Raw genomic sequence first — 25,518 nt, 5'->3', positions numbered from 1 at the left:
GAATGTTCGCGGCATATTGCCGTGTCATTGCTTTTCGCGCAACCGCGCCCGTCGCGCATTTCGCCTTCGCCGCAACAATATGTTTGCAGGAAAAGCAGGCCAGACCGGGAAAGGTGACCCGACGGGGTTTTGTTTCAGGTATCGATGTCGGTCAAATCGACACAGGTGACCCCGTTATTATCAAGATCAAGCATCGCCTTGAGAAATGCACTGTCAAGATTGGTCGAAAGCCCGTGCATCCGGCGGTTTTCAACAAAAAATCCGTCGGTCTTGAAGCGATCAAGCTGGGTTTGCAGCCTTGTGATGTCGCTTTGCGGTACATCACCACTGATCGCGATATAGAGATAACAGGTGCGATAGGGCTTGAAACCAGTCACATCAGGAATGCTGACTTCGGGATATTCGGCACGGACCTTATCAAGATAATGGCGCAGGATATTGCCGCCGATGGCAATCAGATCGACGCGATCAGCCATCATCATCGGCAAAAGAAGTTCTTCCCGCGGCACCATAACCAGTTGTTTGGCGCCGCGATCACGAAGATATCCTTCACGCGCCGATCCCATCAGAACCCCGATCCGGGCATCGCGCAAAAGTGTGTCAAACGCCATGTCCGACCAACCGGTATCGACAAAGCCAAACAGGTTCCAGAAGGTCCGGCTGACCGGACCCACCCACTGGAAGACATCTTCGCGATAATCAATTCGGGTGGTGGGGTAAATTACGTGGCCGACTTCACGTCCGGCCAGCTCCATCTGACGTTTCCAGGGCATCTGCGGCACGATTTCAACAGCCAAACCGGCCTTGGTAAACAGTTCGATGGCAAGCGTATCGAAGTAGCCTGGCTCCGGCCGGCCCGATGACTGAACCCGCGTACTTTCAGACAGATGGATGATGTAGGTGCCATCAAACGTGGAGTTTTCTGGAGCTTTTTCGTCAGTGAGTGTCTGGGCGCGAAGATTACCTAAAGCCGTGATCAGCGCACAGACCAAAACCAGCATCGCAAGGAGGCGATTGGCGTATTGAGAAACTGTAAGTTCGGAAAACCGCAATGATGGACACCGCTGTTTTCCCATCTTATGCCTCTTGCTTTATAAGCCAGAGCGCGTCTTTGACTTTGGCCTCGATATAGGCGCGGTGAGCAGCAAGTTCTTCGTCGCTGATCACATGCGGCCTTGGTTCCAGCCGGTTGCCCCGCGGGCCCAGAACCCGACGCCCGCCGTTATCTTCATCCTGATCACCGTTTAGCGCATTGGGATCAAGCGACAGGCCGTGCTGACGGCCACCCAGAAGTTCCAGATAGACCTGGGCAAGAAGATCGGAGTCAAGCAGGGCTCCGTGAAGGGTACGGTTGGAGTTATCGATCTTGAACCGACGACACAGCGCGTCGAGGCTGACCGGGGATCCAGGGAATTTCTTGCGCGCCATCTGAACGGTATCAAGGGCGCGTTCCATGGCAATGCGCGGCTTATTGAGCCATTCAAGCTCCGCATTGAGGAACTTCATGTCGAAGCTGGCATTGTGAATGACCAGAACCGAATCTTCGCCAATGAATTCGATGAACTCATCAGCGACCTCGGCAAAGACCGGCTGGTCTTTGAGGAACTCATCGCCCAAACCGTGAACGTCGAATGCCTCCTTGGGCATCGGGCGCTGCGGATTGATATACTGGTGATACTGCCGCCCGGTGGGCATGTGATTGATCAGTTCGATACAGCCGATTTCAACCAGTCTGTGGTCAGCATAGGGATCAAGGCCGGTGGTCTCGGTATCAAGAACAATCTCACGCATGTAGTCGTTATCCAGTCATCAACTGAGTTGGTCGATAATACCCTGAATATATTGAAAAGTGACGGCACGCCCCAACCCGGTCGGGATGATGAAATCAGCGCGCTTTCGCTTTTCGATATCTGGCATCTGTTTGGACAGAATGGCGGAAAATTTTGTCTCCGTCATCCCTTCTCGCGAAAGAACACGCTGGCGTTGTATGAACCCCGGGGCCGATACAACCGCAACATGATCACAGCGCTTTTCACCGGATGTTTCATATAAAAGCGGGATGTCGAGAACAACCAGCTTGCGCCCCAAACGACGTTGGGCGGCAAGGAACCGGTTTTCAGCTGCGCGCACCAGCGGATGCAGGATGGTTTCAAGCGTTTTTAGAACATCCGGATTGGAAAAGGCGATCTTGCCCAATGCCTGTCGATCAATCCGGCCATTAACGATCACATCGGGAAAGGCCCTGGCGATCGGATCAAAGGCGAGGCCATCTGGCGCCATCAATTCGTGGGTCGTGGCATCGGCATCATGGACCGGCACACCAAGGTGACGAAACATCGCCGCCGCGGTTGACTTGCCCATGCCGATAGAGCCGGTTAACCCAAGAATTTTCATAATAAGATTACCATTCAGATCTTAATCAGGCGAAAGAACGAAATCGCGCAGTTCCTGGGTGACTTCAGGATCAATCCCGAACCAGCGATGGAAACCCGGTCGTGCCTGATGGAGCAACATGCCAAGCCCATCGACAATCGGATTGCCGCGGGCTTTGGCCTGAACCAGCAAATCCGTCATCAGCGGCGCATAGACAATATCAGTGACAAGGGCGGTTTGTGGCAAACCGGACAGATCGATCTCAAGCTTGGGCTGGCCGACCATGCCAAGGCTTGTGGTATTGACGACAAGCGACGCGTCCTCAAGGGCATCAGGTGCAACCGGCCAGTCAATCACCTTGATCCGCGGGTCCTTGATTTCGGCCGCGACGTCTTCGGCGCGTTTGCGGGTCCGGTTGGCCAGACGAATTTCCGGGCAACCTTCATCCAGCAAGGCGACCAGAACCGCACGGCACGCCCCGCCTGCCCCAAGCACCACCGCCGGACCGCTGGCAAAAGCGATATCAGGTGCTTCCTGGCGCAGGTTTTCAAGGAAGCCAAATCCGTCGGTATTATCGCCCAAAAGACGCCCATCCTTGGCGAAGGTCACGGTATTGACCGCGCCGATGCGGCGCGCACGATCAGACAGTTCATCACATTCGGGCATCGCCATTTCCTTTTGCGGAATGGTGACATTGACCCCGGAAAAGCCCAGATTGCGCAAGGAAATCAAGGCGGCCTGAAAGTTTTCCGGCTCCACGGGCAGTGGCATATAACAGCCATCAATGCCGTATTTCGCCAGCCAATAGCCATGCAGGCGCGGCGATTTCGAATGCGATACCGGCCAGCCCATCACGCCGGCAAGGCGCGATGTGCCCGATAGGGTGCGATAAGGATTTCGCGAGGTCATTGCGTGCTGTTTCCTGCCAGATGGGGTTTTGATGCGTTTTTGTGATTATGCCTTGAGAACACCGTGATCGCGCAAGAAGCCAATCAGCGGCAAAAGCGGCATGCCCAGCACGGTAAAGTAATCGCCGCGCACCTCGGTAAACAGCTGCGCACCAAGGCCTTCAAGCTGATAGCCGCCCACACAGTGATAAATCTCTTCGCCGGCGGCATCGAGATATTCTTCGAGCCATTCATCGGTGAAGTTGCGCACGGTCAGATGGGCGGTATCAATCGTGCCCCAGATGCGCGAGCCTTCCTTATATATAACAGCGGCCGAGACCAGCTTGTGACTTTTGCCCCGCAGAGCCAGAAGCTGTGCCCGGGTATTGTCACGGTCCATCGGCTTGTCAAACCAGATGCCATTGCATTCCAGCATCTGATCAGCGGCAATCACAATCGCATCGGGTTGTTGGCGATACATGCGCAGCGCCTTCATTTCGGCCAGGGTTTCCGCGGCCTCGGCCGCCGTCGCACCCTCGGCCTTCATCGCCTGTTTATAGCCGTCCTCGTCAATCATCGAGGCGACGGCTTCGCAATTGACACCAGCATTGGTCAGCATGGCATGGCGGGCCTTGCTGCTTGATGCGAGAATAAGACGATGGGTGCTGGGCATATGTTTATCCTGTTGGTGCAGCTTAATGACCGCGGCGGTCATACATGGTCGATAAAATAATGGCGGCGGTTTCTTCGATGGACCGGCGGGTCACATTAATGATCTTCCAGCCGCGTTCGGTAAAGTATCGCCGTGCCTGATGAACTTCGTCGCGGACTGCAACCGGGTCAACGTAATCGCCGCCCTCACCGCGTTCGATCTGGCGCAGGCGGTTTTTACGGATCGAGACCAGCTGATCAACATCCTTGATCAGGCCAACCACCAGCGGCTTTTTGAGCTGATCAAGTTCCGGCGGCAACGGGCAGCCCGGCACAAAGGGAATATTGGCGGTCTTGATGCCGCGATTGGCCAGATAAACCGATGTCGGGGTTTTGGACGTGCGCGACACACCGACAATCACCACATCAGCATCTTCCAGATCCCAGCCCGATTGGCCATCATCATGGGTCAGGGTGTAATCGATCGCCTCGATCCGGTTGAAATATTCCTCGTCCATTTTATGGAGCGCGCCGGTCCGGCCGTGCGATTGCTGGCCGAGATACCCGGCCATCATGGTCACCGTGTTATCAAGCACGTGGCTGTGCGGGACCTGCAGGCGGCGACAGCCTTCTTCGAGCTTGCGGCGGATGTCGCTGTCAAAGACGGTGTAAAGAACGATGCCGGGATTGCGTTCGATATCGGCCAAGACACGCGCCAGCTGGGCATCGGTCCGGATCAGCGACCAGACATGTTCATGGGCACGCACATCGGGAAATTGCGCAACACAGGCGCGCGCAATGCCATCAACGGTTTCCCCGGTTGAATCCGAGACCAGATGAAGATGGAAAATTTTGTCCGTCCCGACCATGCCTGTCCGTTTCTTTGGTCAATTTTTGGCGACCCAAGCGAAATCTTATCCACTTTTTGCCGACCAAACGATTTTTCTAACTTTATTCAAACAACGTTACGGCTGTTCAAAATACCGATCACTAACCGGATGGATAAGAGTTTTATCGGAACCCGAAGTTAGCAGATCGGAGTCGGCCCTGTGGATAAATGTGGATAACGGGTGCGACTCCGGCCCGATTTTTTCCACAGGAATTATCCTCCCGCTCATACAAAGTTTCTCAAGTGCTCTGTCCCGAGCGGGATAAGTGCCAAATTTTTCCCGTAATAACAGGGATAAGACTGCAAAAACCAGACTTATTCACCTTATCCCCATTATTCAAAAACGTCTTTTCCCAAGGCAGAGTCCGGGAGTCGTTCGGAGTCGTACACAGTTTTCCCCAAGGCCGCTTGAGATGAATCATTTTTCCCGAGTCGGAATGTGAATAAACTGTGCGTGAAATTTAATCCCTGTTATCCACAGGGAACCACTCACAAACAACATCCTTTTTTATTAAATAAGGTTTTGTTAGGCAGAACGTGGAAAACGTCTTGGCAAAGGCCCCAGGGCACATTTCACGAAATAACAAAGCCGGTTCTGACGGGTGGCCGAACGCCACGTGTCAGGCCAAAGATCAAAAAAGCGATCGGGAAGAGAAACAGGAAACCAGATGCCTAACACCCAAAAGACCTTCTTGCGTGCCCTTGCCGGTGAAACCTTGCCGGTACCGCCGATCTGGCTGATGCGCCAAGCTGGCCGCTATTTGCCAGAATACCGCGCAACCCGCGCAGAAGCAGGCTCTTTCCTTGATCTTTGCTATAATCCTGATCTTGCTTGCGAAGTTACGCTCCAGCCGCTGCGGCGCTTTGACTTCGATGCGGCGATATTGTTCTCCGATATCCTCGTTATACCGCAGGCACTTGGACAGCATTTGGCCTTCAAGCAGGGAGAAGGCCCACAGCTTGAGGCCATCCGCGATGCTTCAGGCCTTGGCAAGCTTTCAGTTGATGGCATTCATGACACGCTTGGTCCGATCTATGAGACGGTTTCAAAGCTTTCACACGCCATTCCATCCAGTACAGCACTGATCGGCTTTGCCGGTGCGCCCTGGACCGTTGCGACCTACATGGTCGAGGGCAAGGGTTCCAAGGATTTCCCGAATATCCGCCGCTTTGCCTATGGCGATCCGGATGGTTTTGCCAAACTGATCGACATTCTGGTCGAGGCGACCACGCAGTACCTTCTGAAGCAGGTTGAGGCAGGCGCAGAATGCATTCAGCTGTTTGAAACCTGGGGCGGGGTTCTGTCCGAGACCGGCTTTAATCGCTGGGTGATCGAGCCGACCAAACAGATCGTTGCCAATTTGCGCGCCGTGCACCCGGATCTGCCGATAATCGGCTTCCCGCGTGGCTGTGGCTTGCATCTGGTCGATTTCAAACAGAAAACCGGTGTGACCGCAGTTGGCCTTGATAGCGGGGTGAAACTCGACTGGGTGGCGGAAAACCTTCAGAAACTGGGGCCCGTGCAGGGCAATCTGGATCCGATGTTGCTGATCACCGGGGGTGATCCGATGTTTGATGAAACCAAACGCATCCTTGATACGCTGGGCAAGGGGCCGTTCATCTTCAACCTTGGCCATGGCATCACGCCGGAAACCCCGCCGGAACATGTTGGCCAGCTGGTGGACTTCATTCGGGATTACAAAGGGTAAATGTCGGCAATTGCTGCATTTTATTTTGTGATTTTTGAAATCAATCAAATCGATTGAAAAATTCAATGCGTATGATGGGCGTTGCCTGTTGCGCTTGGGTCCGGTTTGACCAAAATAGGCGCCGGAGCGCGACGGGTTTACATCATTCCCGGTTTGTCGGGAACCGGTCCAGACACGATCTGACATGAAGGATAGCCAAATGTCCGAGACGACGCGCAAGAAACGCGCCATTGTTCTTTTCAATCTGGGGGGGCCGGACAGTCCGGCAGCTGTTGAGCCGTTTCTGTTCAACCTGTTTAACGATCCGGCGATCATCAGCCTGCCCAATCCGTTCCGCTTTTTGTTGGCCAAGCTGATTTCGCGTCGCCGCGCCCCGATTGCGCGCGAGATTTATGATCATATTGGCGGTAAATCGCCGCTTCTGGAACTGACCCAGGAACAGGCAGATGCGCTTCAGATTGCGCTCAATGCCGAAGATGACGGCTATGAAAACCGTTGCTTTATTGCCATGCGCTATTGGAAACCGTTTGCCGATGATACCGCGGCCGATGTCAAGGTATGGGGGGCGGACGAACAGATCCTGCTTCCGCTTTATCCGCAGTTTTCAACCACCACCAGCGGATCGTCGGTCAAGGACTGGAAACGGGCCTGTGCCAAGGTTGGCCTGACATCCCCGATCAAAACGGCATGCTGCTATCCGACCAATCCGGGCTTTGTTGAGGCCTCGGCCGAGATGATCAAGGCGGGCTATGAGCGCGCGCTGGCCAAGGCCACCGAACTCGGCATTGATAAGCCACGCATCCTGTTTTCCGCCCATGGCGTGCCCAAAGCCGTGATTACCAAGCGCGGTGATCCCTATCAGTCGCAGATCGAAAAAACATCGGCCGCCGTGGTCGAGAAAATGGCGATCGAAGGATTGGACTGGAACGTTTGTTATCAAAGCCGGGTCGGCCCGATGGAATGGATTGGCCCATCGACCGAGGACGAGATTGAACGCGCCGGCAAGGAAAACAAGGGCATCGTCGTGGTGCCGATTGCCTTTGTCACCGAGCATTCGGAAACCTTGGTCGAGCTTGATATCGAATATGGCGAACTGGCGCATGAAAAACACGTGCCGATCTATGAGCGCGTGCGCACCGTCTGTTCCCATCCGAAGTTTATTGCCGGACTTGTTTCGGTTGTAAAACAAACCCAGGACGAGCTCGATGAAAAAGGCCCGGATGACTACACGGTCGAAACACGTGGCTGGTGGTGCCCGGATGAACATTCCTGTGCGGTCGCCAAGCAGCCCTCTTTGAGACCTGCCGGGGCCTGAATTGGCCAAAAGCGCGTCGCGTTTTAGATCACAGTTATAACGCCAATCGGGCCGGTTCTGTTTTTGGATCGGCCTGATTGCTGTTATGGTCGGGAAAATTCAAAAAATTCCCGCTTGCGCGGGCTTAAACCTGCCGACCCTGACCGTCACATCCAGAGAAGAGAGAGATGGATAGCTACAGCATTATCAAATCCCTGCATGTCATCAGCGTGATCGCCTGGATGGCGGGTCTTCTTTATCTGCCCAGACTTTATGTCTATCACTGTGAAGTGGAACCGGGATCGGAAGCCAGCGAGAAGTTCAAGGTGATGGAACGCCGTCTTTTGCGGGCCATCATGAACCCGGCAATGATCGCGACCTGGATTTTTGGCGGCTATCTGATCCATGCGGCCGGTGTCATGACCGAAGGCTGGTTCCACGTCAAACTGCTGTGTGTGGTTCTGATGACCATCGCGCACATGATGATGGCGCGTTACCGCCGGGCGTTTGAAGCGGATGCCAATACGAAATCGCAGAAATTCTATCGTATTTTCAATGAAGTACCGACGATCCTGATGATCATTGTCGTCTTCATGGTGATCGCACGTCCCTTCTGATCGGCTCTGTTTGACGGCCCATCAGCGAAAACGTTTCGATTTTAAAATAAAAAGGCCGCCAAACTGGCGGCCTTTGTTGTGTTATCGTTTTGGTATCGAACCAAAATCCGATGGATGGGGTCAATCAGGCGTTGCCGGCCGGCTGACCTTCCATCTTGGATGCGAATTTTTTGCGGAAAAGATCAGCAAAATCAATCTGCTGCATCATCAGCGGCGGGAAGCCACCGTCTGCGGTCAGGTCTGCGACGATCTTGCGGACATAGGGGAACAGCAGACGCGGAACTTCGATCATCAGAACCGGCAGGCGGTGTTCGTCAGAAACATTCAGCGTCACAACGCAGCCATACTGCAGTTCGGCAATGAAGGCCACCTTGTCGCCAACGTCGGCTTTGACGTTGATCTTGATGGTGACTTCGTGAAGTTTCTGGTCCTGGGTGGTGCGGGCCTCAACATCAACGTCGATATTGATTTTCGGCTGCTGCTGCAGGGCAACGCTTTCCGGTGCGTTCGGGTTTTCGAACGACAGATCCTTGATGTACTGGGTGTGGATCGTGATCGGATTTGCGGCCGGCTGCTGCTTCTGTTCTGCTGCGCCTTCTGCACCGGTGGTATTCTCGGCCATTAAAGTCTAGCTCCCTTAGAGGTCATTTCGTCTTGATCAGAAAAAAGCTTTCGGCTTGAAGGCTTTGCCTTGGCTGAAATGCTTATTACTGACGCCGCCCCGTTGCGGCAGATAAATTGGACTTGTTGGCCTAGCACGTCTGGCGTGCACGGGCAAGCCAATCAGAGCGGGTCAAAGCCCTTATCAAAGCCCGTATTTCCGGGGGTTTGGTTGTCCTTATTGCGGACAAAGGCCTTTGACTCAAAGAAGGCTGACCGGGGGTGTCGGTCAACCTTCTGATTTTGTGATTTTCGTATGAATTCAGCGCGTCTCGTCACGCGGGGGCAAATTGCGCGGTGTTTCGGGATTGTCGCCCGGATCGTTGCTGCGATCGGTGTCGTTTGACGGGTCATTCGGGCTGACATCTTCGAAATCGCCATCAATGATCGGCCCGGCCCCGCGCGGCCGTGATCCGCGAGGTCCACCGGCGCCATGTCCGCCGGGTCCAGTCGGTCCGCGCCCGTTTGGCCCGCCTTGCGCGCCGCTGGAATAGGTCGCACCGCGGAAGTTTGTCCGGATATTGCCCGACTGGACCAGCTTCATGATGACCTTGGCCCCGATCAGCTGGCGCAGCGGCGGGACAAGCAACAGGAAGCCGAAGGTGTCGGTGACAAAGCCCGGGGTCAGAAGCAACACACCGGCGATCAGAATGCAGATGCCGTCAAACAGGGCCCCAATGGGCATTTCGCCCTGATCCATCTGGCTTTGCGCCTTGGCCAGGGTTTGCAACCCCTGGGCACGCATCAGGGACGTGCCGATGATGGCTGTCAGAACAACCACGCCAATGGTCGGCCATAGCCCGATCAGTTCGCCGGCCTGAATGAAGACCGCGATTTCGATGATTGGCATGGCGACGAATATCGCGAGAAAGTAAAAGCCCATTGTTTCTCCGTTTACTGGCGATGGATTGCCTGTATGCGCCGCAAATGTCGTATTATCACATGCATTTTACGGCCAAAGCTGACGTCTTGCTGAAACTATTGCAGAAAACAACTTGGTTTTCAGCGATTTCTCATTAATCTGCACACTTAAGTTCGTTGATTAGTTGGTGGGAACGCTAATGTGACAACGCGACAAAAATGCGGCAGATCGTCATCTTGGCCTTGCCCCGGCGCATATCGCACCGGTGAAGGGTGAAGATGATCACATCTTGCCGGGTAATCGGCAGTTGCCCTTGCATTTGGTTAAGTTCATACCATCTCTCCACCACGGTTGTGATATACAGACAACCAGTTTGAAACCATTAGGATCACGAGACCGTCTTGCAGTATTTCGATATATTCTTATTCGCTCTGATTGCGGTTTTCCTTGTGCTGCGTTTGCGTGGCGTGCTTGGCCGTCGCACCGGCAATGAAAAGCAGGGGCCGTCCGATATCTTTGGCCGTCAGACTCATGACAATGAAGGCCAGAAAGACGCCGCAGCTCAGACCGATAATGTTTATCGCCTGCCGGACTCCGGTAACGATCAGGATGCGGCAGATGTTCCTTCGGGCACGTTTGCAACCCTGCAGGAGATCCAGAAGCACGATCCGAACTTCACCCAGCAGGACTTCCTGAATGGCGCGCGCATGGCGTTCGAAATGATCGTCGAATACTTTGCCAAGGGCGACAAGGATGGCCTGAACCCGTTGCTTTCGGCCGAGGTTTACAAGAACTTTGCCGCTGCAATCGATGCCCGCGCTGAAAAGGGCGAGCACGAGGAAACCACCCTGGTCGGTATCAAGAGCGCGTCCATCCATGACGCCAGCCTTGAAGGCCGCACCGCCTATGTCACGGTCAAGTTCGTGTCCGAGGAAGTCTCGGTCATTCGCAATGCCGAGGGCGATGTTGTGGATGGCGACCCCAACAAGGTGGTCGAGGCCGAAGACCTTTGGACATTCGCGCGCAACATCGAAAGCCGCGATCCGAACTGGCAGCTGGTTGCGACCGAAACCCCGGAAGAAGAAACCGCCGATTAACGCGGGTTTCGCAAAGACCAAACATATCAAAGGCGATCCGATAAACCGGGTCGCCTTTTTTCATGTCCGCATGGTAACGAGCCCGCGCAATTATCGGCTTGTTAAGCATGTCAGGGGCAAAATCGGGTTTTCGTAGAACCGTTGAAAAAACGGTGACGTTCGAATTGGCTAAATACGGGTTTCCATCTTGAAAAGACGACTGGTTTTATCGCGCAGCCTGTCCCTTGTTTCTGTTCTGGTCGGTGCGGCTGCCGCCCTGATCTGGATGTTTTGGCCACAAATCACCGGACAGATCGAACCCCCGGCCGAGGTGGAAGACAAATTGACCCTGCGCCCGGCGACGTTTGCCGATCTTGATGGCTGGCAGACCGACGATATGCGCGGCACCGTGCGGGCCTTTGCCCGGTCGTGCCAGGCGATGCTAAGACGCAGTGATGACAAACCCGTCGGGCCTGATCCGCGCATGGGCACGATTGGCCAGTGGCGTGATCGTTGCGAAACTGCGGTTTCGCTTGATGTTGAAAGCCTTCGCAAGGAAGACGCACGTGCGTTCTTTGAAAGTGGTTTCAGACCCTATCTCAGTGGCAATCGCGATACGGCCGAGGGCCTTTTTACCGGCTATTACGAGCCGGAATTGCAAGGCCAGCTGACCCGTGGCGGGGCGAATCAGACGCCGCTTTATCTTAAGCCCAATGACATGGTCTCGATCGATCTTGGCGATTTCCGCGAGGATCTGAAAGGCACCAAGCTGGTCGGGCGGATCGCGGGTGATGCAATCAAACCCTATTACGACCGCGAAGCGATCGAGGAAGGGGCGTTATCGGACCGCGATCTTGAACTGGTGTGGGTCGATGACGCTGTGGATGCCTTTTTCCTGCAAATTCAGGGGTCTGGTCGGGTAGTACTGCCCGATGAAAGTGTGCTTCGGGTGGGTTATGCCGCGACCAACGGCCATCCTTACTTTGCCATCGGGCGCGAACTGATTGCGCGCGGGGTGCTGACGCGTGAAACCGTATCGCTGCAATCAATCCGTAAATGGCTGCATGACAATCCGGGCGAAGCTGATGCGGTGATGAATACCAACGCATCCTACGTGTTTTTCCAGCCGCTTAAGGTTGATCCGAATGACCCCGAAGCGGGGCCGCTGGGATCGCAAGGGGTGCCGTTGGAACCGGGTCGGTCATTGGCCGTGGATCGCAGGTTCCACGCCATGGGGGTTCCGGTCTGGCTTGAAACCAGCGATCCGATGAATGCGGACCGTACATTCCGCCGCCTGATGGTGGCCCAGGATACCGGCGGGGCCATTCGCGGGCCGGTGCGCGGTGACATCTTCTTTGGCCCGGGCGAGGACGCGGCCCTTTATGCCGGTCATATGAACCGGCAGGGCCGGAAATATGTCCTGTTGCCCAACAGCATCGATCCGGCAAGCTGGCAGGATGCGGATACTCAGACAGGGGGCACTTCATGATCCGTCATATTGTGTTGCTGCAGATCCCAAGCCACATCGCGCAAAGCGACATCGACACCATGATCGGCGAACTTGAAAAAGTTGCCTTTTCAGTGCCGGGCGCGTTGGCTTTTTGCGGCGGGGCAAAGATGACCGGAAGCGGCCTTAGTCAGGGATTTACCCACGCCATCACCATTGATTTCACCGATCTGGCGGCGCGCGACACCTATGTCCGCGGCCTTGATCAGGACTGGATTGGAATTCGATTGTCGGAAATGACCGAAGGCGGCCTTGGCGGTATTCTCGCCATAAGTGTCAATGTTGATGACATCCATACGCCTGACAAGGGATCGGACAAGAAGCCGGAATTACGCTGGATCTGAACTAGATTACGTCGGATTATCTTATAATTAAGATCAAACCGACGATCTAAATTGCGTATTTTTGGATATTTCGGCGCATGGACCTGAAACAGGGACAGCGCAAAGAAAAACACCGGACAGCAAGGCCATCCGGTGTTGATCTGAATTGCAATGGTGCCAGACTTACTGGGCGGCAACGATGCCTTCGTTGCCGGCATCCGATTTGCCGCAACCACCTGCGTCACCGGTGCTGCCGACGCGTGATTTGCGCTGACGCTGGCTTTCGGATTTGAGCTGGCCACAGGCGGCCAGAATATCGCGACCGCGCGGCCAGCGGATCGGCGCTTCGTAGCCGTTATCAAGCAGGATTTGCGCGAACTTCTTGATATCGTTGGTCGGCGTGCATTCGTAATCCGAACCCGGCCATTTGTTGAACGGGATCAGGTTGAACTTGCAGTGAACGCCTTTGACCAGTTTGGCCAGCGCACGGGCATGTTCCGGTTTGTCGTTCACGCCTTTCAGCATGACATATTCCATGGTGATCGGACGGGCATTAGACATGCCCGGATAGTTCCGGCACGCATCCATCAGTTCTTTCAGCGGGTATTTCTTGTTGATCGGCATGATTTCGTTGCGCAGATCATCATCAGGCGCATGCAGCGAGATCGCCAGACCAACGCCAAGGTCTTCGCCACAGCGCACGATTTCCGGCACCACGCCCGAGGTCGACAGCGTGATCCGGCGACGCGAGATCGAAATACCTTCGCCGTCCATGGCAATGCGCAGGGCATCGCGAACGTTTTCATAGTTAAACAGCGGCTCTCCCATGCCCATCATGACGATGTTCGACAGACGGCGGATGCCATTGGCCGGGGTCGGCCATTCGCCGTAGCTGTCGCGTGCGACCATGAACTGGCTGACGATTTCGCCCGGTGTCAGGTTACGCACCAGAAGCTGGGTGCCGGTATGGCAGAATTTACACGTCAGCGTGCAGCCAACCTGCGATGAAATGCAGACAGCACCGCGATCTTCGTTGCGATCGGGGATATAGACCGTCTCGGCCTCGTTGCCGTCATGGAACTTCATCAGCCATTTGTGGGTGTCGTCGGTGCTTTTCTGATCGGCTGTCAGAACCGGACGCCCGACATAGAAATCCTGAGCCAGGCGATCGCGCAGCTTTTTGGAAATGTTGGTCATGTCCTCGATGTCGGTGACACCGCGGTTATAAATCCAGTTCCAAAGCTGTTTGACGCGGAACTTGCTTTCGCCCATGCCAGCCATGAGTTCGGTCAGTTCTTCGCGGGTGATGCCAACCAGATCACGACGCCCGTCGGCAGCCTGCCCATTGGCGGCGCGCGAAACGAAGTCGGACAGCGACGGCCCATCCTGCTTGGCAGGGGCATCGGTCTGGGGTGCGTTTTCGGTCAGGACGTCGGTCATCCCGGGCTCTCTCTTTTGCGTAGTGTGGGTTTGCCAGACGGTTTTTGGCCGTCTTGTTCTGGCGTCAGCGGGACTATACCAGAAATGATGCAAAAATGCTTGGCCCCGCATATAGCGGGGCCGGGTCGATTTAGAAACGATAAATTTCACATTGCAGCTATCACAGCACTGCAATCACGGTTGCAAAGCAGTCTGTGAAGGCCCCACCAACCGGTGTGATCAGATATGGATCAGTTGACCGGCTTGGTGTTGCAGGCCTTTGAAATCGCATTATAGGCGTTGGTAAAGCCCGACAGCGAATAGGTATCGGTGGTCTTGGTATCGCGTGACGAATAGCCAACCACAACCATGTTCGATCCGGCTTTCATCGCGCTGACCAGTTTGCGGTCTTCTTCGCTGTTTACCGCCCAGGCGGAGTCATCATGGGTGAACAGCTTGAAACTTTTGGAATCGATTCGAAGATCGACCTCGCTGCCCGACTTGTAGGTATAGCCGGTGATGAAGCTGACTTCATTGAGCAGCTTGAGTGCCGGGCGATGGGTGACCATGACATAGATTTTGCCACGCTGGGTATAGTCGCCTTTGGCCGAGGTCGGCTGGCTGCCCATATAGCAGACTTTCTGGCCATCCTCGGAATAGGTGTAGGCTTCCCACTTGCCGTAAACATCAATCAGCTGCGGGGAGTTCTGGGCCTGTGCCACGTTGGTCGCAAAACCAAGCGCAAGCAGACAGGCAACCGTGCCAAGAGCGGCGGCAAACGAATTTCTGACGAGACGATGGGCGTGTTTTTTCATGAGGTCGCGTATCGTGTCTGAAGTTTCGGGATCGGTCCGACCGGACCACGTTAGGACGCATAAAATCCAAAGGATATGGCAAATTTATGAGGTTCGTTTTCCGAGATTGCCGCCAAAAGGTAAAGATTAAACCAAGGAATGCGTCCAACCGGGTGCGAACAGGCAAATTTTACAAATTATTCTGTGGATGGCGCCGGACGCCAGCCATGGCTGGTGATGCCCTTATTGGCGGGATTGCCGGTAAGCCGTTGTCACACCACTAAAATTGATCGGCAGGTGTCAGCCGCGTGCGAGATTCTTTTTGACCACCTGATCCAGACAATCCTGAACCGTGATCGGCTGATTTCCGCGCCGCATGCGCGCAAGCATGTGACGGAGTTCACGGGGGGCACCTTCGGTTGCCGGGGCAAAGAAGGCATCAAACGAACATTGATCGGATCTGTATTGCCAGACGCGGATGTCACCTTCGCCGCGGATCATTTCCGGTTCGCCGATTTTGGCCTCGACTTCCGGTTCTGACAGACCCTTGAGCGATGCGTTGGGCACCGGCTTGAACGGGATGGCGGCCGTTGTGGTGCGTGATCTTGAATTTTCCGGGCGCCTGCGGGCTTCGGGCTGGGTCGTGGTGACGTTGCCCTTGGTATTAAGCTCGCCGTAATTGGTGTTTGTCGAACCCGGTGGCACTGACGACCCGCCACCACAGGCCGAAAGACCCATGGCAATGAGCGCCAGAAGCAAAATCACCCCGAATGGACGGGTGACGTCTGTTCGGGGTGAGGTTTGGGTCAGAGCAATCATGCGCGCTAAAAATCAGGAATCGTCAGATTTGCGCGGGATGGTGATTGCGCCGGTGCTGCCGCCGCGGCTTATACCGGTGTCAGCACCTTCGACATATTCCAGCTCGCCCTTGATGCGGGCACCATTTTCAATCTGAAGCGCACCATAGGTGATCTTGCCACTGATTTCAGCCGAGTGGACGACAACCACACGGCCAGCCGTCAGTTCACCTTCGAACTTGCCGCTGATTTCGGCTTCATCCACCTGGGCAGAACCGATGAAGCTGCCGCCTTCGGAAACTTCGAGGCGCGAGCATTCCTTGATCTGGGCTTCGACAACGCCTTCGACGACCAGAACGTCACAGGAACCGATTTCACCTTTAAGCGTGATGTCACGACCAACTGTCAGTTTCTTGCCCTCGGAGGAGTGGCTACCCGATCCTCCCGGGCGACCGGAACTGCCGCGGGTCGGGATTTCAAGCGGGCGCTTCGGGATTTCCGGGCGGAAGTTGGTGGAATGCGGTTTGCTGGACATTTGCGGTTCATCCTTTGTGCGCGGTTGGGTGAAGAGCCGCGGCTCTGTTCGTTTTTCTGTTTTTTCGAACGTGCGGGTTTCGCTGGCTTTGTCAGATACAGCATCAGAGGCCGAGGTCATCGTCCCGGAAAGCTTGTCTGATCCATCCAGGCGAGATGTATCTGACGAAGTCGCACTTCTGTCGACTGTTTTGTTGGCTTTTTTCTTTCCAAACATGGGATGACCAGATCCTTAGAGTTGCAGTTTCGATGTTGGTCTAGGTGTATCGGCCTTGCGGTTACCGGTCAGGCGGTCTCGGGCACATAGGTGCCAAGACGCACAGAATAGTGGACCATAAAGGCGGTGGCGATGATCGGCGCGACCAGATTGACCAAGGGAATGGTCATCAGGAAGGTCAAACCGACCCCGGCAATCCAAAGCTTTTTCTGGCGGCTTTTGCGAATGGCCTCAACCGTTCGCGCATCATAGCGGCGTGCGGCAACCAGTTCAAAATATTCACGCGACAAAAGATAGCCATTCATCCCGTAAAACGCGATGACATAGAGCGGTCCGGCCAGAAGAAGCGGCAAAATCAGAATGTTAAGTGCCAAAGCCGTCAGGGCGAATTTAAGACCGCTGATCAGCGCATCAATAATCGGCTGCGGACGGGTATCGGGCAGGGTCGGATAGTGCTTGTCTTCGACCGCGTCGGCAATCTGATCGAGCAGAAGGCTCGAGATCAGGACCGTGGCCGCGGGAAACAGCAACAGCACAAGAAGGGTCAGACCGATGCCCAGAAGCCAGTCGACGGCGGTTTCAAGCCAGCCACCATCGGTAAAGAAGGTGATGGAATTCAGGCCGAACCAGATCAGGACCCACAACCCGACAATGGTTGCCAGTGCACCGGCAACACCGATCAGCACAACTTTGCGAAAACGCGGGTCGGAAAACTGCGCAACGGATTTCAGAAAGTCATTGATCATGGAAGATGTCGGTCCTGTCCTGTCATGTGTCGAGTGTGCGGAATATATCCGCAAGGGAATCATGCATTAGTTTAGTAGGCAATTAAAATTAACAGCCTGTGAAATCAGGGGGTGGCTTTGCAGATTTCCCAAGAATGCGACATCTATCGCAGGCATCAGGCAAAAAAAAGGCGTCCGGCCAGGGGGGAGAACCGGACGCCAGCGCTCCGATAATCTGGAGCGTGAGGAAAGGTAGGGGAGACCTTTTCCTCACACCGGGTTCCCGTCGTTTAGGGGAACCTTGTGACAGACTCACATATAGGAAGCACAGTGCGTCCGTGCCATGGGTTTGGGCCCGAAAAAGCCGACAAATTTTGAAACTTTTCCCTGATTCCAATCCGCGGTGATTTCGTTACGAAATCACAATTACATTCACCACTTGGCCAAGCAGTTGAATCAGAAAATATTCTTGATCCGGCACCGGTTTACGGGCGGTTCAAAGACATCAAAATCGGATGGGAAATTTTTTTGGGCTAGTTGCGCTGATTTGGCCAGATGCGTTCAAATTTGAACAGTTCCGGGTCAAGCTGCATGCCCTCTTCGGTATTGAACAGGGTGACCGTGGTTTCGACCCCGGTCGGGTCCTTGACGCTCCACTGACGCAGCTGCATCGGCTTTTCGGTAAACACCAGGGTTACACTTCCGGCACCCGGATCGGATTTGCGCACCAGTTCAACGCGGACAGTTTCGGCCGTGCGACGATAATCGACAATCTTGACCTTGTCGGTCAGCGAGATGTTTTCCGCCAGGATGATACCGGCCGGGGTTTCATCAATGTCGAAATAGGTCGGCGCGTTGATTTCCTTGTCATAATAGATGAAATCATGACCGGTCGAGACCAGCAGGATCTGGGCTGGCGGGTTATATTCAAACCGCATCTTGCCCGGGCGTTCCATATAAAGATCGCCCTCGGCCGCACCGCCATCCGATGAAATCTGAACGAACTCGGCCTTGAGCGTCGTGATCCCGGCCAGATAGTTTTCGATCTTTTCGATCATCTCAGGCGTGATCTGATCGCTTGCTTGCGCGTGGGCTGTGCTTGGCAACAGGGTCAGACTGGTGAGCGCACCAAGACCGATGGCGGACGCAATGACACTTGCCGCGAGAACGGCGCGGCCTTTCTTGCCAAACAATTTCCAGCGAGTCTTCGGTTCTTGGTTCAAACGGGTCATGTGTCTTACCGGTGTTCGTAACAATTCGTTGATCGCAATCATGGCGATTGCAGAAGGTGAATGGCGGATGATAAAAATCGTGCCAAATAGTAACCACTCACTGCGAGTAACATATCGCATCATTTGGCCGGGAAGGCCAGCCGGGTCAAGCCATGCCCGCAAATGACCTTAATTGGCCGTTTTGAGCCTTAATTGCAGGTTGTTTGACCACCGGCAAGCAGGAGAACACGTTTAATGAGCCGTATCGTCGCCATCCAGATGGACCCGATCGAGAGCATCGACATCAAGGGGGATTCGACCTTTGTCATGGGCCTTGAAGCCCAGGCGCGGGGATATGACCTTTTGCACTATCATCCCGATGACATGTTCTATGACCGGGGCCGGATCAAGGCGGAAGTCCGCCCGATGACGTTGCGCTACGAACATGGCAACCACCATGATCTGGGCGAAGCACGGGTGATTGATCTGGCGCGCGAAACCGATGTGATCCTGATGCGTCAGGACCCGCCGTTTGACATGAACTATATCACCGCAAGCCATCTGCTTGAGGCGATCCACCCGGAAACCTTTGTGGTCAACCATCCGGGCCATGTCCGTAATGCGCCGGAAAAGATCTTTGTCACCGAGTTCCCAGATCTGATGCCGCCGACCCTGATCACGCGGTCGGCAGCCCGCATCAAGGAATTCCGCGAAGAGTTCAAGGACATCATCGTCAAGCCGCTGTTTGGCAATGGCGGGGCGGGCGTGTTCCACCTTAAACCCGGTGACGAGAACCTCAATTCCCTGTTGGAACTGTTTGCTGCACAGTCGCGGGAACCGTTGATGGTGCAGGCCTATTTGCCTGACGTGCGCAAGGGCGACAAACGCATCATTCTGGTTGACGGCGAACCGGTGGGCGCGATCAACCGCGTTCCGGCCGAGGGTGAAGCACGTTCGAACATGCATGTCGGTGGTGTGGCCGAGAAATCGATGCTGACTCCGCGCGAACGCGAGATTTGCGATCGCATCGGGCCGGAGCTTAAGAAACGCGATCTGATCTTTGTCGGGATCGACGTGATTGGCGATTACATGACGGAAATCAACGTCACCTCGCCGACTGGTCTGCAGGAGATCAACCGCTTTGACGGCTCCAAACTGGAAAGCCTGATCTGGGATGCGATTGAAACGCGGCTTGGCTAGGCCGAGCTCCCCATTTCGGTGAAGCTAAAAAGGGCAGGTGATCATCACCTGCCCTTTTTGTTGGGTGATTTTGTGGGGCTTGAAGCGGGCTTTGATCAGCGCGCCTTGACCTCGACCTCGACAAAGGTGATGGCGAAGTCATTGTTGTTGATCACGTTATGGGACACGCCGGTCTTGCGGGCATAGGATTTCCCGGCGGTCATGTCGGACGGAAACGTTGTGCCGTCATCGTTCACAATGGTCAGGGTGCCGGTTGTCATCGGGACGACGACATAATCCATGCCGTGAACATGATCACCGGTTTCGGAGCCGGGCGGGAAGTGCCATTCGGTCACCTTGACGGCATCGTCATCGACCTGAACGGTGGGAATGGCTTTGGGGCGCTGTGCAGTCACTGGGTTTCTCCAATTTTTGCGGTTAACCCGTTGATGATAGCGACAAGTCCCTCATGCTGCTTGCCTTTTTTATGTCGGCCTGTTGTGTGACTTTGACGATGCCGTCGCCGTCCGGTTCCGCTAAGCTGGAACTAACGCGGCGATCAAACGTATGTTTCAAGGGTCAAGTTCACATCATTTTGGCAGGTAGTAACAGCGCATGACCAGCTCCGAGGCGACAAAAATCACCGATCAGGATCTTTATGGGCCGTTCCTGTTTGCCCGGGGTGCTGATGCCAAGACGGCAAAAATCGCCGCCCTTGTGGTTGCCGATGATGATGCAGAAATCCCGGAATTGAAGGCAAATGGCCGTGATGTCATTGCGCCCTCGAAGCTTGCAACGCTGTTTGGCCGAAGCTATTGGCGGTTTGATTTTGAGCTGCCGTCAAACCGGGCCGCGTCATATAGTTTCGGAAACGAAACATACGAAGTATGCACCGATCTTGGGAGTGATCTTCGCATCGGGTTTGTATCGTGCAATGGTCAGGAAGACGGCGATCTGGACCGGCCGCTTGAAGACCGCAATGCGCTTTGGTCGGATTTGGGCAAAGAACATGCAAAACAGGCCTTTTCGCTTTTGCTGCATGGTGGCGATCAGATTTACGCCGACGGCGTCTGGGAATGCCACGAGGATATCATTGCCTGGGACAAGGCCGGGCGCAGCGAACGGTTGGCAACCGCCTTTTCCGATGTCATGCGCGATGCTGTTTTGAAGTTCTATCTTGATCATTATCTGGCGATTTATGGCCAACCGCAGATCCGCCACATGCTGGCGCGCGTGCCGTCGCTTATGATGTGGGATGACCATGACATTTTTGATGGCTGGGGCAGTCACAAGAAGTGGTTTCAGGGCAGTGCCGTTGCCAAGGGCATGTTTGCCTGCGCACGCGAAGCCTTTTGCCTGATGCAGCTTGGCTGCACACCCGATGATTTGCCCGATATGGTCAAGGATCGCGATGGCATAAGCCTTGGCTGGCGCACCGATTTTCCGGGCGTCAGTATTGTTGCGCCTGATTTGCGATCCGAACGGACACCAAATGACGTGATGGGCGGCCATGGCTGGCGCGATTTGCCCGAGATGCTCAAAACCGTGCCGGATGGCAATCGTATTCTTCTGATGTCGAGTGTGCCGGTGATCGGGCCGAGATTATCATTGATCGAGATGGTGTTGCATCTTTCCCCCCGTGCCCAGAAATACGAGGATGACCTGCGCGATCAGTGGCAAAGCCGCTGGCACCGGCGCGAATGGTGCCGTTTCCTTGAACTGATCGAAGAAATCGCCAACGAGCATGATCACGAGATCACCCTGTTATCGGGGGAAATCCATGTCGCAACCCGGGGCACCTTTGAAACACGGGGTAAAACCATCCATCAACTGGTGGCATCGGGCATTTCGCACACCGCACCACCCCCCACCTTTGCCAGGGTTTTAGGCCTTCTGGCATGGATCGGGGAGAACCCGCTTCCGGGTCGGCCGACAGAGTTAAAACCGCTGCCGGAACGCAAAGGTACCTATTGTGCGGCGCGAAATTACCTTACACTGTTACGTAAAGACACCAACTGGCATGCCAAATGGCATCTCGAAGGAATTGGCTGGACGCCGGATTTGCGCGTTTGAACGCGAAGCGTAACCGACGGAAATGTGCCAATGGCAAGGGGCTTTGGATCATGATGCAGCTTTATTACGCGCCAACTTCACCCTTTTCGCGCAAGGTGCGCGTTGTCTTGCGCGAGTTGGGTCTGGAAAAACAGATCAGCGAGATCCTGATTGATCCGTGGACGGATGAGGCGCTGCGTGCCCATAACCCGCTTGCAAAAGTGCCGACCCTGATCCTTGAAGACGGCATGGCGGTTTTTGAATCTGCCGTGATCTGCGACTATCTTGATCAGCTTGCCAAATCCCAGGGCATTTCAAAGGGTGTGATCCCCGAAAGCGGCCCGGCCCGCTTAAGCGCCCTTAAATGGCAGGGATTGGCGGATGGCATGATGGCGGCAACCGCCCGGCTTTATGCCGACTCCCAACGCGAAGACGGTGATCGTTCCGAAGACGTAATGGAAAGACAGGCGCAGGCGATTACATCTGGCATCGAGGCGATCCTCGATGGCCTTCCGGCGCTTCGCACCGAGGAGCCACATCTTGGCACCTGGTCGGTGCTGATTGCACTTTATTACATTGATTTCCGTTGGCCGGACCGGCGGTTTGATATCCCGGTGCGGGTGCGCGACTGGATGGCGATCATGTCAGAACGTGAATCCTTTACCGAGACCACCTTCCACCTGCCCCACGATGGTGATTGATCAGCAAATCCAACGATTACCTGCGACAAACGCCGCCAGACATGCTATCGCCGCCTTTTGAAGATTGAATTGCGAAAAGCCGATGACCGAACCGACCATTACCAAAGCCATGCGTGAACGCGCCTGGGTCCGCGCTGAACGGATTGAGGGCGAAGACCCCAAGGAAGTGCGCAAGCACAAGGAAAGCGGCATCACCATGAAAAAGGCCAGTTTCGGCAAGTTCCGTAATTTCGGCTGGACCGTGGTTGATGAGGTTGCCGTGCCGTGCCGCAAGGAATTCCTTCCGCCGCGCGAAACGGATGACGAAACCTCGGACTAGGCCGCTAGCGCAAATGTGATGGCCGATGCCGGTGGGCTTGATTGACAAAGTGGCCGATGAAGGGCGCTATGAACCGATTGTTCTTGCGCCTTTTTCTTTGCCTGAGTTTGGTCTTGCCCGATGACAACCCGATCTGATGCGATTTCGTTTGGTTCGCTTGACGATATCGCGCCCGCAACCCTGATTGCCCATATGTCCGATCCGCGAATGGCGGAGCATATGCCGTTGCTAAACGGTCCGTGGGATGAGGATGACGTCGCTCGGTTCATGGCGGCCAAGAAGGCTTATTGGCAGCGCGATGGCCTGGGACATTGGGCGATCTTTTATGATGGCACCTATGTCGGCTGGGGCGGGTTTCAGAAAGAAGGCGATGATTGGGATTATGGGCTGGTGCTGCGGCCTGAATGTTTCGGGCTTGGCATGGCGATCACGCACAAGGCGCTTGAATTTGCCCGATCCGATCCGCGTATTTCGTCGGTGACATTCCTGTTGCCGCCGACCCGCACCAAACTCGCCGCGTTAAGGCGCCTTGGTGCCGTGTTCGAAGGAACGGTTTCCCATGACGGGGCCTGCTTTCAAAAGTTCCGGCTTGAGATCGGCTAATCCCGCTTGGCATTGCCAAAGCCCGGCTTAGTTGCCGGGTTCCTGGGACAGGTTGATTAACGCTGCCAGAAGCTGCTTTGGATCCGTGTTGGCGACCTGATTTTCCAGCTGTTGTTGGGTTTCCTGCCAGATCGGGAAGGCGCGACTGAGAAGGTGTAAGCCGTCCTTGGTCAAAGCCAGCAGGCGGCCACGCTTGTCTTTGGGGTCGGGTGTAATCTCAATCAGTCCACGCCGTTCAAGCGGTTTGAGATTGGCCGTCAGGGTGGTGCGATCCATCGCCAGCAGGTCGGCGACATCTTTCATATGCGGCGGATATGGCCGGTTTAATGACATCAAAAGTGAATATTGTCCGCTTGTCAGATCAAGGGGGCGAAAGGCGTCATCAAACCGCCTTGCGACGGTGCGTGCGGCACGCCGGACATGCAGGCAAAGGCACGAGTCCCTTACCATTATGGTGTCGGCATAGGGGACGATCTGATCGCTATGGTTGAAATCTTTTTTTGACATGGATAAATTATGTTGATATCAACGTATTTGTCAAATGGGAAAACAAGAAAATGCTGATAAATCGCCCGTTTTGACCGTCACCGCGTTAAATCCGTTCTGCCTGGCAAGGAGAATGCCCCATGCAGAAGATCAGTCCTTTTTTATGGTTTGATCAAACCGCTGAAGAAGCCGTGAATTTCTATGTTTCGGTATTTGCCGATGCCAAAATCGGCAAAGTCATGCGTGCAAGTGCGGCCGGTCCCGGCCCGGAGGGACGTGTTCTGACCATTGGCTTTGAACTATTTGGGCAAAGCTTTACCGCGTTCAACTTCCCCACAGATTTCAAGTTTACCGAAGCCGTTTCGTTTGTCGTCGACTGCAAGGATCAGGCAGAGGTCGATTATTACTGGGATTGTCTGTCCGACGGCGGGCAGCCACGCGATTGTGGCTGGGTCAAAGACCGGTTTGGCGTGTGTTGGCAAATCACCCCGACGCGCCTGATTGAATTGATGAGCGACCCGAACCCGGCCATCGCCGCACGCGCGGCAACCGCAATGATGACCATGCAAAAGATCGATATCGCGGCACTTGAACGTGCGGTCGCCGATGGCTGATCAGGCCTGAGCACTCATGAAGCCAAACCCCTCGCACCACCAACGCAAGGATATGTCTGATGTCAGAAAAACAAGCCAAGGATCGCCAGGCGATTGCCGATCTGTTTGATCGTTGGGCGAATGCCAATCGCAGCAAGGATATCGATGCGATCATGGCGCTTTATCACCCCGATATCTGTTCCTATGACGCGGTTGGACCACTGCAATTCAATGGCGCCGCCGATTACCGCGCCCATTGGGAAAAGTGCCTGCCCAAGGACGCCGACATGATTGTCGAGATGCAGACACCAAGCATTCGCGTCTCAGGCCATCTTGGTGTTGCGCATTTCCTGATCCGCTGTGGCATGCGCGATCCGGATGGTACCGAACATTCAAGCTGGATGCGTTCAAGCACTCAGCTTGAAAAGCGCGACGGCCAATGGCGCATCGCGCACGAGCATTTTTCCGTGCCGTTTGATTTTGAAAATGGCCAAGCCCAGTTCGGGCTTGAGCCATAAGCCGTGCCCATCAACGCAATCTTACAAAGGAAGCCCCGATGAAAGTGATCAGCTATTTGAATTTTGATGGTAATTGCCGCCCGGCAATGGAGTTTTATCAGTCTGTTCTGGGGGGTGAGCTTATCACCATGTCTTATGGTGAAACCCCGATGGCCGAAGAAATGCCCGCCATGGCCGACAAAATGGCCCATGCCTGCCTTGTCGGTGACGGCTGGAACATTATGGCGTCTGACAGCCCATCCGAACATTTCGAGGCGATGAAAGGCATGAACATTTCCATTCATGCCCCGACTGCCGAAAAGGCGCGTGCGTATTTCGACGGGCTTGCGGTGGGTGGCACAGTGATCATGCCGTTCGAAGAAACGTTTTGGTCAAAGGGCTTTGGTCTGGTGACTGACAAGTTCGGCACGCCCTGGATGGTCAATACCGACATGGAACCGGCATAGGTGCCCACCCGCACCAAACTTGGCGGTCTGGTGGATCGGGGAGATCTCTGAGAAATCAGTTAGTTGTTAAAGCGAA

Annotated in this window: 30 protein-coding genes; 14 read left to right on the top strand and 16 right to left on the bottom strand. The window is 54.8% G+C overall.

Annotated features, from left to right (window positions below; genetic code table 11):
- Nucleotides 1–134: 134 nt before the first annotated feature.
- The 6 genes from AUQ41_RS01935 to AUQ41_RS01910 are packed head-to-tail and all read right to left on the bottom strand — an operon-like array spanning nt 135 to nt 4,780.
- Nucleotides 135–1,076 (bottom strand): ABC transporter substrate-binding protein, encoded by a 942-nt coding sequence (locus tag AUQ41_RS01935; RefSeq protein WP_063086287.1) that lies wholly within the window; start codon nt 1,074–1,076, stop codon nt 135–137.
- Nucleotide 1,077: 1 nt separating this feature from the next.
- Nucleotides 1,078–1,791, bottom strand: coding sequence for a DNA polymerase III subunit epsilon (gene dnaQ, locus AUQ41_RS01930; RefSeq protein ID WP_063086285.1), 714 nt, complete (start codon nt 1,789–1,791; stop codon nt 1,078–1,080).
- 18 nt (nt 1,792–1,809) lie between these two features.
- Nucleotides 1,810–2,394 carry a dephospho-CoA kinase gene (gene coaE, locus AUQ41_RS01925; RefSeq protein ID WP_063086283.1) on the bottom strand — a complete coding sequence of 195 codons (585 nt, stop codon included), beginning with the start codon at nt 2,392–2,394 and terminating at the stop codon, nt 1,810–1,812.
- Nucleotides 2,395–2,415: 21 nt separating this feature from the next.
- Complete coding sequence (locus AUQ41_RS01920; RefSeq protein WP_063086281.1) at nt 2,416–3,282, bottom strand: shikimate dehydrogenase; 867 nt, start codon at nt 3,280–3,282, stop codon at nt 2,416–2,418.
- 45 nt (nt 3,283–3,327) lie between these two features.
- Nucleotides 3,328–3,933 (bottom strand): nucleoside triphosphate pyrophosphatase, encoded by a 606-nt coding sequence (locus AUQ41_RS01915; protein ID WP_063086279.1) that lies wholly within the window; start codon nt 3,931–3,933, stop codon nt 3,328–3,330.
- Between the two features lie 22 nt (nt 3,934–3,955).
- Nucleotides 3,956–4,780, bottom strand: a complete 825-nt coding sequence (locus AUQ41_RS01910) for a pyruvate, water dikinase regulatory protein (RefSeq protein WP_008888770.1) — start codon at nt 4,778–4,780, stop codon at nt 3,956–3,958.
- A 688-nt stretch (nt 4,781–5,468) separates the two neighbouring features.
- On the opposite strand from AUQ41_RS01910, the gene hemE reads away from it, so the two are divergent.
- The 3 genes from hemE to hemJ all read left to right on the top strand — a co-directional run bounded on the left by hemE (nt 5,469) and on the right by hemJ (nt 8,420).
- A complete protein-coding gene (gene hemE / locus AUQ41_RS01905; RefSeq protein WP_063086277.1) occupies nt 5,469–6,509 on the top strand; it encodes a uroporphyrinogen decarboxylase in 1,041 nt (346 codons plus the stop codon).
- A gap of 199 nt (nt 6,510–6,708) precedes the next feature.
- Entirely contained in the window at nt 6,709–7,824 is a 1,116-nt protein-coding gene (gene hemH / locus AUQ41_RS01900; RefSeq protein ID WP_063086275.1) for a ferrochelatase, read from the top strand.
- A 167-nt stretch (nt 7,825–7,991) separates the two neighbouring features.
- Nucleotides 7,992–8,420 carry a protoporphyrinogen oxidase HemJ gene (gene hemJ / locus AUQ41_RS01895; protein ID WP_063086273.1) on the top strand — a complete coding sequence of 143 codons (429 nt, stop codon included), beginning with the start codon at nt 7,992–7,994 and terminating at the stop codon, nt 8,418–8,420.
- Nucleotides 8,421–8,544: 124 nt separating this feature from the next.
- Here hemJ and secB read toward each other — a convergent pair whose 3' ends face one another.
- Both secB and AUQ41_RS01885 read right to left on the bottom strand, forming a co-directional pair.
- On the bottom strand, nt 8,545–9,042 hold the full coding sequence (secB, locus tag AUQ41_RS01890) for a protein-export chaperone SecB (RefSeq protein ID WP_008888774.1): 498 nt from the start codon (nt 9,040–9,042) through the stop codon (nt 8,545–8,547).
- A gap of 300 nt (nt 9,043–9,342) precedes the next feature.
- Complete coding sequence (locus AUQ41_RS01885; RefSeq protein ID WP_063086271.1) at nt 9,343–9,963, bottom strand: FxsA family protein; 621 nt, start codon at nt 9,961–9,963, stop codon at nt 9,343–9,345.
- A 380-nt stretch (nt 9,964–10,343) separates the two neighbouring features.
- Between AUQ41_RS01885 and AUQ41_RS01880 the strand changes: the two genes are divergently transcribed.
- The 3 genes from AUQ41_RS01880 to AUQ41_RS01870 all read left to right on the top strand — a co-directional run bounded on the left by AUQ41_RS01880 (nt 10,344) and on the right by AUQ41_RS01870 (nt 12,869).
- Nucleotides 10,344–11,039 (top strand): Tim44/TimA family putative adaptor protein, encoded by a 696-nt coding sequence (locus AUQ41_RS01880; protein ID WP_008888776.1) that lies wholly within the window; start codon nt 10,344–10,346, stop codon nt 11,037–11,039.
- A gap of 187 nt (nt 11,040–11,226) precedes the next feature.
- Nucleotides 11,227–12,507, top strand: a complete 1,281-nt coding sequence (locus AUQ41_RS01875; protein WP_063086269.1) for a murein transglycosylase A — start codon at nt 11,227–11,229, stop codon at nt 12,505–12,507.
- Entirely contained in the window at nt 12,504–12,869 is a 366-nt protein-coding gene (locus AUQ41_RS01870; RefSeq protein WP_008888778.1) for a Dabb family protein, read from the top strand. The genes AUQ41_RS01875 and AUQ41_RS01870 overlap by 4 nt, the downstream gene beginning before the upstream one ends.
- Before the next feature lie 162 nt (nt 12,870–13,031).
- Here AUQ41_RS01870 and rlmN read toward each other — a convergent pair whose 3' ends face one another.
- From rlmN to AUQ41_RS01840, 6 genes are all read right to left on the bottom strand, one after another.
- Nucleotides 13,032–14,288 (bottom strand): 23S rRNA (adenine(2503)-C(2))-methyltransferase RlmN, encoded by a 1,257-nt coding sequence (rlmN, locus tag AUQ41_RS01865; RefSeq protein ID WP_008888779.1) that lies wholly within the window; start codon nt 14,286–14,288, stop codon nt 13,032–13,034.
- A 230-nt stretch (nt 14,289–14,518) separates the two neighbouring features.
- Nucleotides 14,519–15,082, bottom strand: coding sequence for an invasion associated locus B family protein (locus AUQ41_RS01860; RefSeq protein ID WP_063086267.1), 564 nt, complete (start codon nt 15,080–15,082; stop codon nt 14,519–14,521).
- Nucleotides 15,083–15,361: 279 nt separating this feature from the next.
- On the bottom strand, nt 15,362–15,880 hold the full coding sequence (locus AUQ41_RS01855; protein ID WP_143588682.1) for a hypothetical protein: 519 nt from the start codon (nt 15,878–15,880) through the stop codon (nt 15,362–15,364).
- 12 nt (nt 15,881–15,892) lie between these two features.
- Nucleotides 15,893–16,393 carry a polymer-forming cytoskeletal protein gene (locus AUQ41_RS01850; protein ID WP_231959646.1) on the bottom strand — a complete coding sequence of 167 codons (501 nt, stop codon included), beginning with the start codon at nt 16,391–16,393 and terminating at the stop codon, nt 15,893–15,895.
- 284 nt (nt 16,394–16,677) lie between these two features.
- On the bottom strand, nt 16,678–17,355 hold the full coding sequence (locus tag AUQ41_RS01845) for an EI24 domain-containing protein (protein ID WP_008888783.1): 678 nt from the start codon (nt 17,353–17,355) through the stop codon (nt 16,678–16,680).
- A 512-nt stretch (nt 17,356–17,867) separates the two neighbouring features.
- Nucleotides 17,868–18,566, bottom strand: coding sequence for an outer membrane lipoprotein carrier protein LolA (locus AUQ41_RS01840; protein WP_063086261.1), 699 nt, complete (start codon nt 18,564–18,566; stop codon nt 17,868–17,870).
- Between the two features lie 234 nt (nt 18,567–18,800).
- On the opposite strand from AUQ41_RS01840, the gene gshB reads away from it, so the two are divergent.
- Complete coding sequence (gshB, locus tag AUQ41_RS01835; RefSeq protein WP_008888785.1) at nt 18,801–19,745, top strand: glutathione synthase; 945 nt, start codon at nt 18,801–18,803, stop codon at nt 19,743–19,745.
- A 95-nt stretch (nt 19,746–19,840) separates the two neighbouring features.
- On the opposite strand, the gene AUQ41_RS01830 is transcribed toward gshB, so the two are convergent.
- Nucleotides 19,841–20,140 (bottom strand): cupin domain-containing protein, encoded by a 300-nt coding sequence (locus AUQ41_RS01830; protein ID WP_008888786.1) that lies wholly within the window; start codon nt 20,138–20,140, stop codon nt 19,841–19,843.
- A gap of 199 nt (nt 20,141–20,339) precedes the next feature.
- Between AUQ41_RS01830 and AUQ41_RS01825 the strand changes: the two genes are divergently transcribed.
- From AUQ41_RS01825 to AUQ41_RS01810, 4 genes are all read left to right on the top strand, one after another.
- Nucleotides 20,340–21,797 (top strand): alkaline phosphatase D family protein, encoded by a 1,458-nt coding sequence (locus AUQ41_RS01825; protein WP_063086260.1) that lies wholly within the window; start codon nt 20,340–20,342, stop codon nt 21,795–21,797.
- Nucleotides 21,798–21,847: 50 nt separating this feature from the next.
- Nucleotides 21,848–22,477 (top strand): glutathione S-transferase N-terminal domain-containing protein, encoded by a 630-nt coding sequence (locus AUQ41_RS01820; protein ID WP_168173389.1) that lies wholly within the window; start codon nt 21,848–21,850, stop codon nt 22,475–22,477.
- Between the two features lie 82 nt (nt 22,478–22,559).
- On the top strand, nt 22,560–22,796 hold the full coding sequence (locus tag AUQ41_RS01815) for a hypothetical protein (protein ID WP_008888791.1): 237 nt from the start codon (nt 22,560–22,562) through the stop codon (nt 22,794–22,796).
- Between the two features lie 120 nt (nt 22,797–22,916).
- Nucleotides 22,917–23,399 (top strand): GNAT family N-acetyltransferase, encoded by a 483-nt coding sequence (locus tag AUQ41_RS01810; protein WP_063086256.1) that lies wholly within the window; start codon nt 22,917–22,919, stop codon nt 23,397–23,399.
- Nucleotides 23,400–23,426: 27 nt separating this feature from the next.
- Here the strand turns inward: AUQ41_RS01810 and AUQ41_RS01805 are convergent, their stop codons facing one another.
- The gene (locus tag AUQ41_RS01805; RefSeq protein WP_063086255.1) at nt 23,427–23,906 is read right to left on the bottom strand and encodes a MarR family winged helix-turn-helix transcriptional regulator; all 480 of its coding nucleotides are present in this window, start codon (nt 23,904–23,906) and stop codon (nt 23,427–23,429) included.
- Between the two features lie 119 nt (nt 23,907–24,025).
- Between AUQ41_RS01805 and AUQ41_RS01800 the strand changes: the two genes are divergently transcribed.
- The 3 genes from AUQ41_RS01800 to AUQ41_RS01790 are packed head-to-tail and all read left to right on the top strand — an operon-like array spanning nt 24,026 to nt 25,442.
- Nucleotides 24,026–24,499, top strand: a complete 474-nt coding sequence (locus AUQ41_RS01800) for a VOC family protein (RefSeq protein ID WP_063086254.1) — start codon at nt 24,026–24,028, stop codon at nt 24,497–24,499.
- A gap of 59 nt (nt 24,500–24,558) precedes the next feature.
- On the top strand, nt 24,559–24,996 hold the full coding sequence (locus AUQ41_RS01795) for an SgcJ/EcaC family oxidoreductase (protein ID WP_063086253.1): 438 nt from the start codon (nt 24,559–24,561) through the stop codon (nt 24,994–24,996).
- Nucleotides 24,997–25,034: 38 nt separating this feature from the next.
- Nucleotides 25,035–25,442: a VOC family protein gene (locus AUQ41_RS01790; protein ID WP_063086252.1), complete on the top strand. Its 408-nt coding sequence runs from the start codon at nt 25,035–25,037 to the stop codon at nt 25,440–25,442.
- Nucleotides 25,443–25,518: the final 76 nt, after the last annotated feature.

Source organism: Thalassospira sp. MCCC 1A02898 (assembly GCF_001618185.1).
GTDB classification, from domain to species: domain Bacteria; phylum Pseudomonadota; class Alphaproteobacteria; order Rhodospirillales; family Thalassospiraceae; genus Thalassospira; species Thalassospira tepidiphila.
This window is presented reverse-complemented; position numbering and strand designations above follow the sequence as displayed.